Annotated in this window: 11 protein-coding genes; all 11 read left to right on the top strand. The window is 46.4% G+C overall.

All coding sequences use genetic code 11. The annotated features are described in order from the left end of the window. Window positions 1-101 precede the first annotated feature (101 nt). The 11 genes from KJS65_RS28350 (at window position 102) to rplC (ending at window position 16,058) form a co-directional block, all read left to right on the top strand. Window positions 102-704: a class I SAM-dependent methyltransferase gene (locus KJS65_RS28350; RefSeq protein ID WP_213653146.1), complete on the top strand. Its 603-nt coding sequence runs from the start codon at window positions 102-104 to the stop codon at window positions 702-704. Between the two features lie 359 nt (window positions 705-1,063). Further along, the gene (gene rpoB, locus KJS65_RS28345; protein ID WP_213653145.1) at window positions 1,064-4,609 is read left to right on the top strand and encodes a DNA-directed RNA polymerase subunit beta; all 3,546 of its coding nucleotides are present in this window, start codon (window positions 1,064-1,066) and stop codon (window positions 4,607-4,609) included. Between the two features lie 78 nt (window positions 4,610-4,687). Then, the gene (gene rpoC, locus KJS65_RS28340) at window positions 4,688-8,302 is read left to right on the top strand and encodes a DNA-directed RNA polymerase subunit beta' (RefSeq protein WP_213653144.1); all 3,615 of its coding nucleotides are present in this window, start codon (window positions 4,688-4,690) and stop codon (window positions 8,300-8,302) included. Window positions 8,303-8,488: 186 nt separating this feature from the next. Continuing rightward, window positions 8,489-8,740 (top strand): ribosomal L7Ae/L30e/S12e/Gadd45 family protein, encoded by a 252-nt coding sequence (locus KJS65_RS28335; protein ID WP_136609102.1) that lies wholly within the window; start codon window positions 8,489-8,491, stop codon window positions 8,738-8,740. A 170-nt stretch (window positions 8,741-8,910) separates the two neighbouring features. Next, window positions 8,911-9,333: a 30S ribosomal protein S12 gene (rpsL, locus tag KJS65_RS28330; protein ID WP_213653143.1), complete on the top strand. Its 423-nt coding sequence runs from the start codon at window positions 8,911-8,913 to the stop codon at window positions 9,331-9,333. A gap of 45 nt (window positions 9,334-9,378) precedes the next feature. After that, on the top strand, window positions 9,379-9,849 hold the full coding sequence (gene rpsG / locus KJS65_RS28325) for a 30S ribosomal protein S7 (RefSeq protein ID WP_213653142.1): 471 nt from the start codon (window positions 9,379-9,381) through the stop codon (window positions 9,847-9,849). A 44-nt stretch (window positions 9,850-9,893) separates the two neighbouring features. After that, a complete protein-coding gene (gene fusA / locus KJS65_RS28320; protein ID WP_136609105.1) occupies window positions 9,894-11,975 on the top strand; it encodes an elongation factor G in 2,082 nt (693 codons plus the stop codon). Window positions 11,976-12,092: 117 nt separating this feature from the next. Beyond that, complete coding sequence (gene tuf, locus KJS65_RS28315) at window positions 12,093-13,283, top strand: elongation factor Tu (protein WP_213653141.1); 1,191 nt, start codon at window positions 12,093-12,095, stop codon at window positions 13,281-13,283. Between the two features lie 234 nt (window positions 13,284-13,517). Then, the gene (locus tag KJS65_RS28310) at window positions 13,518-14,864 is read left to right on the top strand and encodes a globin-coupled sensor protein (protein ID WP_244864906.1); all 1,347 of its coding nucleotides are present in this window, start codon (window positions 13,518-13,520) and stop codon (window positions 14,862-14,864) included. 229 nt (window positions 14,865-15,093) lie between these two features. Beyond that, a complete protein-coding gene (rpsJ, locus tag KJS65_RS28305; RefSeq protein ID WP_005544556.1) occupies window positions 15,094-15,402 on the top strand; it encodes a 30S ribosomal protein S10 in 309 nt (102 codons plus the stop codon). A gap of 32 nt (window positions 15,403-15,434) precedes the next feature. Continuing rightward, a complete protein-coding gene (gene rplC, locus KJS65_RS28300; protein ID WP_136609108.1) occupies window positions 15,435-16,058 on the top strand; it encodes a 50S ribosomal protein L3 in 624 nt (207 codons plus the stop codon). The last annotated feature ends 21 nt before the right edge of the window (window positions 16,059-16,079 follow it).

The raw sequence follows: 16,079 nt of genomic DNA, 5'->3' as shown, positions 1-16,079 counted from the left end.
TCTCAAGGGGTTTGTTTTTGTAAAAACCGCATTTCCCTATGTCTGAACATAGACCGGTCGGGGAAATCTATGAATACAAGACCAAGATACGGAGGAACAGCATGTCACAGCATTACTATTCGAATCAGCCGGAAGCCAGTCATGACAGACGTCAGCTGGAAGAACACCTTCGGGACCAGACCCTTAAGTTTATAAGCGATGCCGGAGTGTTTTCCAAAAAAGGCGTTGATTATGGCAGTAAGGTGCTTATTGAGGTGATGGATATTCCGGACAATGCAGAGGTTCTGGATGTCGGCTGCGGCTATGGTCCGATTGGTTTTACTGCAGCCAGGCTTGCTGGTAACGGTCACGTGACCATGCTTGATGTGAACTCCCGTGCGGTGGAATTAGCGAAAGAAAACGCAAAGCTGAACGGCATTCAAAATGTAACCATTCTGGAAAGTGATTTGCTGGCGGCCGTGCAGGGGAAGAGCTTTGATGTCGTACTGACCAATCCACCCATACGCGCCGGAAAAGAAACGGTGCACGCCATTTTCGAACAAGCGCATGCGCATTTGCGGGATGGAGGAACGTTGTGGATCGTCATCCAGAAAAAACAGGGTGCTCCTTCTGCCAAAGCGAAGCTAGAAAGCTTGTTCGGACAGGTTGAGGAAGTAACGAAGGATAAAGGCTATCGGATTTTCAAAGCTACAAAAATTTCTTAATAATGCACAATCGGACTATTGACTTGAATTTGCAGATGTGATATTATTATAAAATGTCAGTATTAGGATAGGCTTCTTGTCTTTAGTTGACTGAAATGTCAATAGTTTTTATGCGCAGAAATGCATAAAATAGGGCATGTTCACGTATAATATGTACATTTTGGGCAAATCTACAGGATATGAAGTCACTTCCGTGTTTAGTAGGAAGACCATGGATAAGTTGCTCTTTGTTCGAAAGCATTCGGGTAAGGGCTTTTCTTTATTTGTGGGTGAATCCTCTGCATGAATCCATTATAAGGTTCCAAACAGAGGTTCGCAATCAATTTTTGAAGTGAGTAGACATGAGGGGTGAGTTAAAGTTGGCAGGACATCTTGTTCAGTATGGTCGACGCACTCGGCGAAGTTATGCGCGAATTAATGAAGTACTAGAGGTTCCGAACCTGATCGAAATCCAACAGAAATCATATGATTGGTTTTTGGAGGAAGGATTGCGCGAAATGTTCCAGGATATCTCGCCAATTCAGGATTTTACGGGCAATTTGGTGCTGGAGTTCATTGACTACAGTCTTGGTGAACCTAAATACACCGTCGATGACGCTAAGGAACGTGACGTGACGTATGCGGCACCTCTACGGGTTAAGGTGCGGCTCATCAACAAAGAAACCGGAGAAGTCAAAGAACAGGAAGTATTTATGGGGGATTTCCCATTGATGACGGAGACCGGTACATTTATTATCAATGGCGCAGAACGGGTTATTGTCAGCCAGTTGGTACGCTCTCCTAGCGTCTACTTCAGTACGAAAGTCGATAAAAACGGCAAAAAGACATACACCGCAACAGTTATTCCTAACCGCGGCGCATGGCTTGAACTGGAGACGGATGCGAAGGACATTATGTATGTTCGGATTGACCGTACCCGTAAAATTCCGGTTACTGTTTTGCTACGGGCGCTTGGTTTCGGCAGTGACGCCGAAATTTTGGACCTGCTTGGCAACGACGAATATATACGCAATACGCTGGACAAAGACAATACCGATTCTACGGAAAAAGCGCTCATTGAAATTTACGAACGCCTCCGTCCAGGCGAACCGCCTACGCTGGATAACGCAAAAAGTCTCCTCGTAGCGCGCTTCTTTGATCCAAAACGATATGATCTGGCCAACGTCGGCCGTTATAAAATTAATAAAAAGCTTCATATCAAGAACCGCCTGTTCAACCAACGCCTGGCTGAAACGCTGATTGACGCCGACACAGGTGAAATCATTGCGGAAGCTGGTCAAATGGTTGACCGTCGATTACTTGATGAAATTTTGCCTCATTTAGACAATATGGTTGGTCATAAGACTTATCATGTCGCAAATGGTGTGCTTGATGCGGATGATATTCCGTTGCAAAGCATTGAGGTGTTCTCGCCGATTGAAGATGGGAAAGTAGTTAAAGTATTGGCGAATGCGAACATCGACAAATCGGTGAAGCATATCACGCCTGCTGATATTATTTCCTCAATCAGCTACTTTATTAATCTGCTTCACGGCATTGGTAACACAGATGACATTGACCATTTGGGTAACCGTCGTCTGCGTTCTGTAGGTGAGCTGCTGCAGAACCAGTTCCGTATTGGTCTTTCCCGTATGGAGCGTGTGGTTCGTGAAAGAATGTCAATTCAAGACGCTAATGTAATCACGCCTCAGGCACTGATTAACATACGTCCTGTGATTGCATCGATCAAAGAGTTCTTTGGTAGCTCCCAGCTGTCGCAGTTTATGGACCAAACGAACCCTCTCGCAGAGCTAACGCACAAACGTCGTCTGTCTGCACTCGGACCTGGCGGTTTGACGCGCGAACGCGCGGGCTTTGAAGTGCGTGACGTTCACCACAGTCACTACGGCCGTATGTGTCCAATCGAAACGCCGGAAGGTCCGAACATTGGTTTGATCAACTCCTTGTCTACATTTGCCCGTATTAATGAGTACGGCTTTATCGAAGCTCCGTACCGCTGGGTGGATCCGAAGAATGGTGTGGTAACCGATCATATCGACTATCTGACGGCGGACGAGGAAGACAATTACGTTGTCGCTCAGGCGAATGCGCAGCTTAATGAAGACGGAACGTTTGCGGAAGATATGGTTATCGTCCGTTATAACAAACAGTCTGACAACATTTTGCCGATGCCTAATGAACGTGTTGACTACATGGACGTATCACCTAAACAAGTTGTATCCGTCGCGACGGCGCTCATTCCGTTCCTCGAGAACGATGACTCCAACCGTGCGCTGATGGGATCGAACATGCAGCGTCAGGCTGTACCACTGCTCATTCCTAAAGCTCCGCTCGTCGGAACAGGAATGGAACACAAATCGGCGAAGGATTCGGGCGTATGTATCGTTTCCAAGCATGATGGCATCGTGGAACGTTCGAGTGCGGATGAGATCTGGGTACGCCGGATTGAAAACGTGGACGGCAAAGAAGTCAAAGGTGATATCGTTAAGCATAAATTACACAAATTTATGCGTTCGAACCAAGGAACGTGCATTAATCAGCGTCCGCTTGCGAAAAAAGGCGACATTGTGAAGCAAGGTGATATTCTGGCAGACGGACCTTCCACAGAGATGGGTGAGCTTGCTCTGGGACGTAACGTTGTTGTTGCGTTCATGACCTGGGAAGGTTACAACTACGAGGATGCGATCCTGCTGAGCGAGAAAATGGTTAAAGAGGATGTCTATACCTCGATCCACATTGAGGAATATGAGTCCGAAGCGCGTGATACCAAGCTTGGACCTGAAGAAATTACTCGCGATATTCCTAACGTGGGTGAAGATGCTCTTAAGAACCTTGACGAGCGCGGTATTATCCGTATTGGTGCCGAAATCAGCGCCGGTGACATTCTGGTTGGTAAAGTAACGCCTAAGGGTGTTACAGAGCTGACTGCTGAAGAACGTCTCCTGCATGCAATCTTCGGTGAAAAGGCTCGTGAAGTCCGTGACACGTCCCTACGCGTACCACATGGTAGTGATGGTATTATCGTTGATGTCAAAGTGTTTACCCGTGAGAACGGCGATGAGCTGCCTCCTGGTGTGAACCAACTGGTTCGTGTGTACATCGCTCAGAAGCGTAAAATTTCTGAGGGTGATAAAATGGCCGGACGTCACGGTAACAAGGGTGTCGTGGCACGTATCCTGCCAGAAGAAGATATGCCGTTCCTGCCTGATGGTACGCCTGTACAGGTTGTACTGAACCCGCTTGGTGTACCATCGCGGATGAACATCGGACAGGTGCTCGAAGTCCATCTGGGCTTTGCGGCTATGCAGCTCGGTATTCATGTGGCTACGCCGGTATTTGACGGAGCTAATGAGTATGATGTGTTTGATACCATGGAAGAAGCAGGCATGCAGCGTAACGGTAAAACCGTGCTGTATGACGGACGGACTGGCGAAAGATTTGAGCGTGAAGTTACCGTTGGCGTTATGCACATGATCAAGTTGGCGCACATGGTTGATGATAAAATCCATGCCCGTTCCACAGGTCCTTACTCTCTCGTTACGCAGCAGCCTCTGGGTGGTAAAGCTCAGTTCGGTGGCCAGCGCTTCGGTGAGATGGAAGTGTGGGCGCTGGAAGCCTACGGCGCTGCATATACACTGCAGGAAATCCTCACCGTCAAATCCGATGATGTGGTCGGCCGGGTTAAAACTTACGAATCCATTGTCAAGGGTGAAAATGTTCCGGAACCGGGCGTTCCTGAATCATTCAAGGTCTTGATCAAAGAGCTTCAGTCTCTGGGTATGGACGTGAAGATACTCAGTGGTGACGAGCAGGAGATCGAGATGAAAGAACTTGATGATGAAGATGAGACTGCAGGCGATAAGCTGAGCCTCAATCTGGAAGGCACGGAAGTCGGAGTGGAATAAGATCGTGATCATGGCGGACGGGGCTAACCCGTCTGCCTCATTCACGGATCAAAACAATAGGACTAGGAGGGTTGCTCCTTGTTGGACGTAAACAATTTCGAATTCATGAAAATCGGGCTTGCTTCCCCGGAAAAAATTCGTTCATGGTCCCGCGGAGAAGTAAAAAAACCGGAAACCATCAATTACCGTACGCTGAAACCGGAGAAGGAAGGCCTGTTCTGCGAGCGGATTTTTGGACCGCAAAAAGACTGGGAATGCCATTGCGGTAAATATAAGCGTGTCCGTTATAAAGGCGTTGTCTGTGACCGCTGCGGCGTAGAAGTTACCCGTGCGAAGGTCCGCCGCGAACGGATGGGTCATATTGAGCTGGCAGCTCCTGTATCCCATATCTGGTACTTTAAAGGCATTCCGAGCCGTATGGGTCTCGCTTTGGATATGTCTCCAAGATCTCTGGAAGAGATCATCTATTTTGCATCTTATGTTGTAACGGATCCAGGAGATACGCCTCTGGAGAAGAAACAGCTTTTGTCTGAAAAAGAATACCGCAGCTATCGTGAAAAGTATGGCTACGGATTCCAAGCAGGCATGGGTGCTGAAGCTATTAAAAAGCTTCTTCAGGACCTCGATGTGGACAAAGAACTCGAATTCCTGAAAGAAGAGCTTCGTACAGCTCAAGGACAACGCCGTAATCGTGCGATCAAGCGCCTTGAAGTTATCGAAGCATTCCGTAATTCCGGCAATAAGCCTGAATGGATGATCATGGATGTTCTTCCGGTTATTCCTCCGGAGCTTCGTCCAATGGTACAGCTGGACGGCGGACGTTTCGCGACGTCTGACCTGAATGACCTGTACCGTCGTGTTATCAACCGTAATAACCGTCTGAAACGCCTGCTTGATCTGGGTGCTCCTGATATCATCGTGCAGAACGAAAAACGTATGCTGCAGGAGGCTGTTGATGCCCTGATCGATAATGGTCGTCGTGGACGTCCTGTAACAGGTCCTGGTAACCGTCCGCTGAAATCTCTCAGCCACATGCTGAAAGGTAAACAAGGACGTTTCCGTCAGAACTTGCTCGGTAAACGTGTTGACTACTCTGGTCGTTCCGTTATCGTAGTAGGACCGTACCTGAAAATGTACCAATGCGGCCTGCCTAAGAAAATGGCGCTGGAACTGTTTAAGCCGTTCGTCATGAAAGAATTGGTCAATAAAGGCCTTGCTCATAATATTAAGAGTGCTAAACGGAAGGTTGAACGTGTTAGTCCGGAAGTATGGGATGTGCTTGAAGAAGTCATCAAGGAACATCCAGTACTGCTGAACCGTGCACCAACGCTTCACCGTTTGGGTATTCAAGCGTTCGAACCTATTTTGGTTGAAGGACACGCAATTCGTCTTCACCCGCTCGTATGTACGGCTTACAATGCCGACTTTGACGGTGACCAAATGGCGGTTCACGTACCACTGTCTGCTGAAGCTCAGGCGGAAGCACGCATCCTGATGCTGGCATCCGGTAACATCCTGAACCCTAAAGACGGTAAACCAGTTGTTACCCCTTCCCAGGATATGGTCCTTGGTTCTTTCTATCTGACGATGGATAACAAGGAAGAAAAGGGAAGCGGCATGATTCTCCGTACCGTGAACGAAGCGGTTTCCGCTTACCAACGCGGCTCGGCAGGTCTGCATGCCCGTGTTGCCATTCCTGTAAGAGCTTTGGGTAAAACCAGCTTTACGGATAAACAACAAGACGCCATGCTCCTCACAACGGTTGGACGTATTATTTTCAATGAGATTTTCCCAAGCAGCTTCCCTTACATTAACGAAGCTACCCGCGACAATCTGTTCAACGGTACGCCTGAGAAATATTTCGTTTATGAAAAAGGTACTGACATCCGTGAGAGCCTGAATCAGCTTCCAATCAGCAGTGCTGTTGGTAAAGAGTATCTTGGTCAGATCATTGCTCGCTGCTTTGAAATTTACCATACAACGGAAACCTCCGTTATTTTGGATAAAATCAAACAGCTTGGATTCACATACTCTACCCGTGCCGGCGTAACCGTTGCGGTATCCGACGTAATCGTACCTGAAGAGAAACAGGCTATTCTGAAGGAATCCGACGACAAGGTAGCGGTTGTAACGAACCAGTACCGTCGTGGTCTGATTACCAATGAAGAACGTTATGACCGTGTTATCGATATTTGGTCCAAAGCCAAGGACGATATTACGGAAGTCCTCATGAAATCAATGGACCGTTTCAACTCCATTATGCTCATGGTCGACTCCAAAGCACGGGGTAACAAATCGCAGATCACCCAGCTGGGCGGTATGCGTGGTCTGATGGCCAACCCATCGGGTCGTATCATCGAGCTCCCAATTAAATCGAACTTCCGTGAAGGACTGACAGTACTCGAGTACTTCCTATCCACGCACGGAGCGCGGAAAGGTCTGGCGGATACAGCACTTCGTACCGCTGACTCCGGTTACTTGACTCGTCGTCTGGTAGACGTTGCTCAAGACGTGATCGTTCGTGAGGAAGACTGTGGTACGGATAAAGGCTTTACTGTCAGCAGAATTCAAGACGGTAAAGAAGTTATCGAGGATCTTTATGATCGTATCGAGGGTCGTTACTGCTTCGAAACCGTTCGTCATCCGAAAACCAAGGAAGTTCTGGTTAATCGCAACGAACTGATCGATTCTGATAAGGCGAACCTGATCGTAGATTCCGGGGTAACCAAATTGCAAATTCGTTCTGTACTCAGCTGCCGTGCACGTCACGGTGTATGTAAGAAGTGCTACGGACGAAACCTGGCTACTGGTAAATTCGTTGAAATCGGCGAAGCAGTCGGTATTATTGCTGCTCAGTCCATCGGTGAACCAGGAACCCAGCTTACCATGCGTACGTTCCATACCGGTGGTGTAGCCGGTGACGATATCACTCAGGGTCTTCCGCGTATTCAGGAATTGTTTGAAGCACGGAATCCAAAAGGTCAAGCGACCATCAGTGAAATTGATGGAGTGGTTAAAGAGATCCGTGAAGGTAAGGACCGTCGTGAAATCGAGGTTCAAGGCGAAGCGGAAACGAAAACTTACTCTGTCACTTACGGTTCCCGTCTGCGCGTAAGCGAAGGTCAGGAAATCGAAGCTGGTGATGAGCTGACTGAAGGTTCAATTGACCCTAAAGAAATGCTGCGCATTAAAGGCATCCGCGGTGTACAAAACTACATTCTGCAGGAAGTACAACGTGTATACCGTAACCAAGGCGTAGAAATTAATGATAAGCACGTCGAAGTCATGATCAAGCAAATGCTGCGTAAAATCCGCATCGTAGATGCTGGTGACACTACGCTTCTGCCAGGATCTTTCAGCGACATGCATGAGTACGAAGCAGCCAACAAAGAAGCGCTTCTGAGCGGTAAGGAACCGGCAGTAGCCAAACCTGTTCTGCTTGGTATTACCAAGGCTTCGCTGGAAACTGATTCGTTCCTGTCTGCAGCATCCTTCCAGGAAACAACCCGCGTGTTGACCGACGCTGCCATTAAAGGTAAAGTCGACCAGCTGCTCGGCCTGAAAGAAAATGTTATTATCGGTAAATTGATCCCTGCAGGTACGGGCATGAACCGTTACCGCAGTGTCAAACTCGATGATCCTAATGCGGAAAATGACAGCTCAAAAGAATTGGAAACTGTTTCTGCAGAATAATTCAAGAATAAATAGAGCGACTTGAGAGAGCAGCCGGGCTACCCGTGCTGCCTCACAATAGCTTTTTCAATGATTTTCCTTGTGAAAATTAATAGTAGATGTTCTTGACATCATGCAGCGCAGGTGCTAATATATCAAAGGTGCGTGAGTGGTAACATCCCTGTGCTTTTGGAGGAATCGTAAAAGATGTCTAATGATAAAGGATTACAGGATGCTCATGTGAAGATCGGGGCTAAACAAACCATGAAACTCGTGGAGTTAGGCCAGGCCGCTGAAGTTTATGTGGCTGAAGATGCGGAACACCGGCTCATTTCCAAGATCGAAAGCCTCTGCAGCAAGCAGGGCGTGAAAATCACCTATGTAGAAACCATGCAGCATTTGGGTAAAGCATGTGGTATAGAAGTGGGTGCAGCAATGGCTGCCATCATTAAACCATAGCAATATGGAATGGACGTTAACGTTCAATCTGTAAAGAAACGTTTTTGTTGGAGAAGGCTGACTTTCTCTTGGCAAAGACTTTTCATTTGTTCTTTTATGAACCGCCTGGGTCTGTGGACTTAAAAAAGGGTTTGTAACGAGAATAATCATATTGGAAGGGGGTGGCTAGAATGCCAACAATTAACCAACTGGTTCGCAAAGGACGTCAAGCAAAAATCTATAAATCTAAGTCCCCTGCTCTGCAGAAAGGATACAACGCTTTGAAGCGTGAAGATACGGATTTGAGCGCTCCTCAAAAACGTGGTGTATGTACTCGTGTGGGTACAATGACTCCGAAAAAACCGAACTCCGCACTTCGTAAATATGCCCGTGTTCGTTTGACGAACCGCATCGAGGTGACAGCTTACATTCCGGGTATCGGACACAACTTGCAAGAGCACAGCGTGGTATTGGTTCGCGGTGGACGAGTAAAAGACCTTCCAGGTGTACGTTATCATATCGTGCGCGGCGCGCTTGATACTGCAGGTGTGAACAACCGGATGCAATCTCGTTCTAAATACGGTGCGAAACGTCCGAAAGCTAAAAAACAATAGTGGATTCTATAAAGGGATTCAATGACTTAAGAAAGGGGGATATCCATGCCACGCAAAGGTCCAGTTACTAAGAGAGACGTATTGCCAGATCCGGTGTACAACAGCAAATTGGTAACACGTCTTGTAAACCGCATCATGTTGGATGGTAAAAGAGGTGTTGCTCAAAATATTCTGTATAACTCGTTCAAGCTTATCCAAGAACGTACAGGCAAAGAGCCTATGGAAGTTTTTGAAGCAGCTATCAAAAATATCATGCCAGTCCTGGAAGTTAAAGCTCGTCGTGTCGGCGGTGCAAACTACCAAGTGCCAATCGAAGTAAAACCAGAGAGACGTACTGCTTTGGGATTACGTTGGCTCGTAAACTACTCCCGTAACCGCGGTGAGAAAACCATGGAAGAGCGTTTGGCAGCAGAGATTATCGATGCTTCCAATAACACAGGCGCTTCCGTTAAGAAACGTGAAGATACACACAAAATGGCTGAAGCAAACAAAGCGTTTGCACACTACCGTTGGTAGGATTCAGTTCAATATAAACTTGAATTTTGAAGGGAGACTGTTTCATGTCTAGAGAGTTCTCCTTGAAAAATACACGTAACATCGGGATCATGGCTCATATTGACGCTGGTAAGACAACTACCACGGAGCGGATCTTGTTCTACACAGGACGCACGCACAAAATCGGTGAAGTTCACGAAGGTGCTGCTACAATGGACTGGATGGAGCAAGAGCAGGAGCGCGGGATCACGATTACTTCCGCTGCGACGACCGCTTCTTGGAAAGGTCACCGCGTAAATATCATTGACACCCCAGGGCACGTTGACTTCACTGTTGAAGTTGAACGTTCCCTTCGTGTATTGGATGGGGCAGTAGGTGTTTTCAGTGCGAAAGAGGGCGTAGAGCCTCAGTCTGAAACTGTTTGGAGACAGGCTGACCGCTATGGTGTTCCACGTATCGCATATGTTAACAAAATGGATATTATCGGTGCTGACTATCTGAACGTTGTATCTGATATGCGTGATCGTCTTCAGGCGAACGCGGTAGCAATTCAGCTGCCAATCGGTGCAGAAAATGATTTTAAAGGTATCATCGACATTGTTGAACAAAGAGCCTTTATGTATAAAGACGATTTGGGTCAAGATATCGAAGAAACCGAAGTTCCTGCAGAGTTCAAAGACAAAGTCGAAGAACTTCGTGCAGAACTGATCGAGAAAGTTGCAGAACTCGACGAAGAATTGACAATGAAGTATCTGGAAGGTGAAGAAATCACAATTCCAGAACTGAAGGCTGCACTCCGTAAAGGTGTTGTAGAAGTTAAGATCTTCCCAGTTATTTGTGGCTCTTCTTACCGCAACAAAGGTGTTCAGCTGATGCTGGATGCTGTAGTTGATTACCTGCCAGCTCCAACAGATGTACCAGCTATCGTGGGTCATCTGGAAGATGGTACTGAAACGGTTCGTCATTCTGATGATAATGAACCTTTCTCTGCGCTTGCATTTAAAATTATGACTGACCCTTACGTTGGTAAACTTACGTTCTTCCGTGTATATTCCGGTGTATTGCAATCCGGCTCTTATGTACTGAATGCAACGAAAGGTAAACGTGAGCGTATCGGCCGTATCCTTCAAATGCATGCAAACAGCCGTCAAGAAATCTCTGAAGTTTACTGCGGAGATATCGCTTCTGCTGTAGGTTTGAAAGACACCGGTACAGGTGATACACTTTGCGATGAGAAGCATCCGGTAATCCTGGAATCCATGAACTTCCCGGATCCAGTTATCGAAATCGCAGTAGAACCTAAAACGAAAGCCGACCAAGATAAAATGGGCGTTGCTTTGGGCAAATTGACTGAAGAAGATCCTACGCTTCGCGCGCACACAGATGAAGAAACAGGCCAAACAATCTTGGCAGGTATGGGTGAACTTCACCTTGACATCATCATCGACCGTATGCGTCGTGAGTTCAAAGTAGAAACCAATGTGGGTAAACCACAGGTTGCCTACCGTGAAACCTTCCGTCAAGCAGCTCGTGTTGAAGGTAAATTCGTTCGCCAATCCGGCGGTCGTGGTCAATATGGTCACGTATGGGTTGAGTTCGAACCTCTCGAAGCAGGAACAGGCAGCCAGTTCGAAAGTAAGGTTGTCGGCGGTTCTGTACCAAGAGAATACATTCAGCCAGCACTTACTGGTATCGAAGAAACCATGAAGAGTGGTGTCCTTGCCGGCTTCCCGCTTGTAGACGTTAAAGCTACAATCGTTGACGGATCGTACCATGATGTTGACTCCAATGAAATGGCGTTTAAGATTGCCGGTTCCATGGCACTTAAAGCAGCAAAAGACAAGTGTAAGCCTGTCTTGCTCGAGCCTATCATGAAAGTTGAAGTTACTGCGCCTGAAGAATACATGGGCGACGTAATGGGCATGCTGAACTCCCGTCGTGGACGCATTGAAGGAATGGATTCCCGTTCCGGTGCTCAAATTATCCGTGCGAAGGTGCCTCTGTCCGAAATGTTCGGATACTCGACAACTCTTCGTTCCGGTACGCAAGGACGCGGCGTGTTCTCGATGGAACTGTCTCACTATGATGAAGTTCCTAAGAATATTGCTGAAGAGATCGTATCGAAGTCCAAAGGATCTGCTGAGTAATTTCAATAACGTTTTAAAGACTGGCCGGAACATTCAACATCCAAGACAACCTGCATAGACTCCGGTCAGCACAAACATAAAAATATAATTATTCCATTTAAGGAGGAATTGTTCAAAATGGCAAAGGCTAAATTTGAACGTAACAAACCGCACGTTAACATCGGTACTATTGGTCACGTTGACCATGGTAAAACTACTTTGACTGCTGCTATCACAACTGTATTGTCCAAAACTTACGGTGGTGCTGCTGTAGCATTCGACCAAATCGACAAAGCTCCAGAAGAGCGCGAGCGCGGTATCACAATCTCCACAGCTCACGTAGAATACGAAACACCTGCTCGTCACTATGCACACGTTGACTGCCCAGGACACGCCGACTATGTTAAAAACATGATCACTGGTGCTGCTCAAATGGACGGAGCAATCCTGGTTGTATCCGCAGCTGACGGCCCTATGCCGCAAACTCGCGAGCACATCCTGTTGTCCCGCCAAGTAGGCGTTCCTTACATCGTTGTATTCTTGAACAAATGCGACATGGTTGAAGACGCTGAACTTCTTGAGTTGGTTGAAATGGAAGTACGTGACCTGTTGAATGAATATGACTTCCCAGGCGACGACACTCCAATCATCCAAGGTTCTGCTCGTGAAGCTCTTCAAAACCCAGATGGCGAGTGGGCACAAAAAATCGTTGAAATGTTCAACATCATCGACGAATACATCCCAACTCCAGTACGTGACACTGACAAGCCTTTCCTTATGCCTGTCGAGGACGTATTCTCCATCACTGGCCGCGGTACCGTTGCTACAGGTCGTGTAGAACGTGGTACAGTTAAAGTGGGCGACGAAATCGAAATCATCGGTATCGCTGAAGAGTCCAAAAAATCCGTCGTAACTGGCGTAGAAATGTTCCGCAAATTGCTTGATTCCGCTCAAGCTGGTGACAACATCGGAGCCCTGCTTCGTGGTGTAGACCGTGCTCAAATCGAACGTGGTCAAGTACTGGCTAAGCCAGGTTCAGTTAAGCCACACACTGAATTCTCTGCACAAATCTACGTTCTGACTAAAGAAGAAGGTGGCCGTCATAAGCCTTTCTTCACTGGATACCGTCCACAGTTCTACTTCCGTACAACTGACGTTACTGGTATCATCAGCTTGCCAGAAGGCGCTGAAATGGTTATGCCTGGCGACAACATCACAGTTACTGTACAACTGATTGCTCCAATCGCGATCGAAGAAGGAACTAAGTTCTCTATTCGTGAAGGTGGACGTACAGTAGGTGCCGGTGCGGTAGCTACAATCACGAAATAATAAAGGCTAACGCCTTTGGTTTTAATAAATGCAACAATGTGCTGGAACGAGTAACGTTATGATGTGAACGAATGATGCAGGAGGCACTTCTCTTATGAGAAGTGCCTCCTGTTTTTTATTTTGAAGAGTTTCATAGTTTTTAAACCCTTTACAATCTTGTATATATTTTGTATGATGTTGTACAGTCTTTGTATAACATTATTTTCCGCAGATGAATGAGGAGTGATCGTGAGTATGAAATGCCCGTTCGGTTTTATAAGTCAAAAGCTGCACAGTAAGGATAACCAGAATCTTCAAAGCAATGATTTGAAACAAGCTTTTGCCGAAGACTTTATGGAGCGAAGCTCGCATTTTTTACCCGGACACGAAGAACTCAATGAACAGATGCGAATGATCGACTTGAATGAAAGAGATTTAAGCTTACTTCGTCAAATTAAGCCGGCAATCGAAACATATATGGACCGGATAACCGATTACTTTTATGAGTCAGTATTGGATGTTGATAAGCTTGAACAAATTATAGTGAAGCACAGTACTATTGAACGATTAAAGAGAACGCTCCGTGATCATCTGCTGGAGATTTTCGATGGGAATGTCGATGAGGAATACATAAATAAAAGGTTGATGATCGCGAAAGTCCATAAAAGAGTGGGGTTAGAGCCAAAATGGTATTTATCAGCGTTTCAGAATTTACAAAATGGGTTTATGGAGATCATATATAAGGAGATACTAACGGATGACGAGCAAAGATTAAAGGTTATCCGGACGATTACCAAACTGCTCAATTTGGAGCAGCAGCTTGTGCTGGAGGCATACGAAAAAGAAAATATGCTAGAAAAACAGCTTGAATACGAAAAGGTTAAGGATGAATTAAAGAACAAAATTGCCATGTTCAGTGAGGATCTTGTTCATCTAAGTATTTCGACTAATGCTGCGATTGAGCAGCTGATTGCAAGCAGTGGTGAAGTTACCGATAGCTTCCATAAAACCTCTTCTCTTGCTGTCAACTCCGAGAAGTTGGCCCAGGAGGGAAGTCTGCAAATGGATGGACTCAACGAACGCATTAGCAGTATTTATGAGCGTACCCATGAAATGGAGGATTACGTTAAAGAACTAACTGATGCATCAAAACAAATTGAGTACATAGTGGATTCCGTAAAAGAGTTTGCAAGCCAGACTAAAATGCTTTCTTTAAATGCGACGATCGAAGCCGCAAGAGCCGGTGAACATGGCAGGGGCTTTGGTGTGGTTGCTCAGGAAGTCAGCCGTTTGTCTGAAGATACGAAGCAGACCGTCGTTCGCATTGCAGATTTGGTGAAAAACTCTGCCGATATCACATCCAAGGTCGTAAGCAAGATCAAAGAGGTGCGTCAGCTAACCGACACGGGAAGACAACAATCTTCCGACACGAGCATGGTCTTTGCCAACATTGTCGGTTCCATGAAACATAGCACCCAGGAAATTGTGTCGGTTGAGGAGCAGATCAGACTGTTGATTACTACAATAGAAGGAATAGGACATTCTACCTCGCAAGCAGCAGGTTCAGCAGAACGCTTCAAAGCCGCTTCTGCCCAGCTTTAAATAGCTAAAATGCCAATAGTTCGCGTTCATTCCAAAAGAATGGCGCTCTTTTTATTTAAAGCTTGCAATGTGCCCATTCTTTATATATAATAGTGAATGTTGTTCTGAGACGTTGCGATGATGTGAGAGGTTACTGACACACCCGGCCCCTTTGCCATGGAGCAGTGTGTTAGAAAATTTTCACGGAGTATGTCCGATACCAAATTGGGCGATAGAAGGAGGGACTAAAATGGCAAAGCAAAAAATTCGTATTCGTTTGAAGGCTTACGATCACAGAATTCTTGATCAATCCGCTGAGAAAATTGTTGAAACAGCGAAACGTTCGGGTGCAGGTGTATCTGGACCGATTCCGCTTCCAACTGAAAAACAAATCATTACTATTCTCCGTGCGGTACACAAGTATAAGGATTCTCGGGAACAATTCGAAATGCGCACACATAAGCGTTTGATCGACATTGTAAACCCAACTCCACAAACTGTGGATGCTCTTATGCGCTTGGACCTGCCGTCCGGTGTAGATATCGAAATTAAATTGTAATTCCCGAATTAAGAAGGAAAAGAGGTGTCAACATGAAAGGTATCTTAGGAAAAAAACTCGGAATGACTCAAGTGTTTACCGCTGAAGGTAACGTAATTCCTGTAACGGTTATCGAAGCAGGTCCTTGTGTTGTTCTGCAAAAGAAAGATGTCGAGAACGATGGATACGAAGCGATCCAAATCGGTTTCTCTGATAAGAAAGAAAGCAGATCCAACAAACCTGAAGCAGGTCATGCCAAAAAGGCTAATACTGCGCCTAAGCGCTACGTTCGCGAGGTTCGCGGTGTTGACCTCGGAGCATACGAGGTTGGCCAAGAGCTGAAAGCTGACATTTTTGCAGAAGGCGAATATGTTGACGTAACTGGTACTTCTAAAGGTAAAGGTTTCCAAGGTAACATCAAACGTTGGGGACAAAGCCGCGGACCAATGGCACACGGATCGCGTTACCATCGTGGACCAGGTTCCATGGGCTCCATTCAAGCAAACCGCGTTCCTAAAGGCAAACACCTTCCAGGACACATGGGCCATGTAACTGTAACTGTACAAAAGCTTGAAGTTGTAAAAGTTGATACAGAGCGTAACGTTCTGTTGATCAAAGGCGCTATCCCAGGCCCTAAAAACAGCTTCGTGAAAATCAATGAAACGGTGAAAAAATAATCACCTAAGGAAAGGAGGAAC

The organism is Paenibacillus sp. J23TS9 (assembly GCF_018403225.1).
In the GTDB taxonomy this organism is placed as follows: domain Bacteria; phylum Bacillota; class Bacilli; order Paenibacillales; family Paenibacillaceae; genus Paenibacillus_AQ.
Note: the sequence above shows the minus strand (reverse complement) of the source record. Positions and strands in the feature narration are given on the sequence as shown.

Bases quoted from the DNA above. Each gene is read 5' to 3' on its own strand.
- rpsJ (WP_005544556.1), top strand. From the start codon at position 15,094: ATGGCAAAGCAAAAAATTCGTATTCGTTTGAAGGCTTACGATCACAGA.
- fusA (WP_136609105.1), top strand. From the start codon at position 9,894: ATGTCTAGAGAGTTCTCCTTGAAAAATACACGTAACATCGGGATCATG.
- KJS65_RS28350 (WP_213653146.1), top strand. From the start codon at position 102: ATGTCACAGCATTACTATTCGAATCAGCCGGAAGCCAGTCATGACAGA.
- KJS65_RS28310 (WP_244864906.1), top strand. From the start codon at position 13,518: ATGAAATGCCCGTTCGGTTTTATAAGTCAAAAGCTGCACAGTAAGGAT.
- KJS65_RS28335 (WP_136609102.1), top strand. From the start codon at position 8,489: ATGTCTAATGATAAAGGATTACAGGATGCTCATGTGAAGATCGGGGCT.
- rpsL (WP_213653143.1), top strand. From the start codon at position 8,911: ATGCCAACAATTAACCAACTGGTTCGCAAAGGACGTCAAGCAAAAATC.
- rplC (WP_136609108.1), top strand. From the start codon at position 15,435: ATGAAAGGTATCTTAGGAAAAAAACTCGGAATGACTCAAGTGTTTACC.
- tuf (WP_213653141.1), top strand. From the start codon at position 12,093: ATGGCAAAGGCTAAATTTGAACGTAACAAACCGCACGTTAACATCGGT.
- rpsG (WP_213653142.1), top strand. From the start codon at position 9,379: ATGCCACGCAAAGGTCCAGTTACTAAGAGAGACGTATTGCCAGATCCG.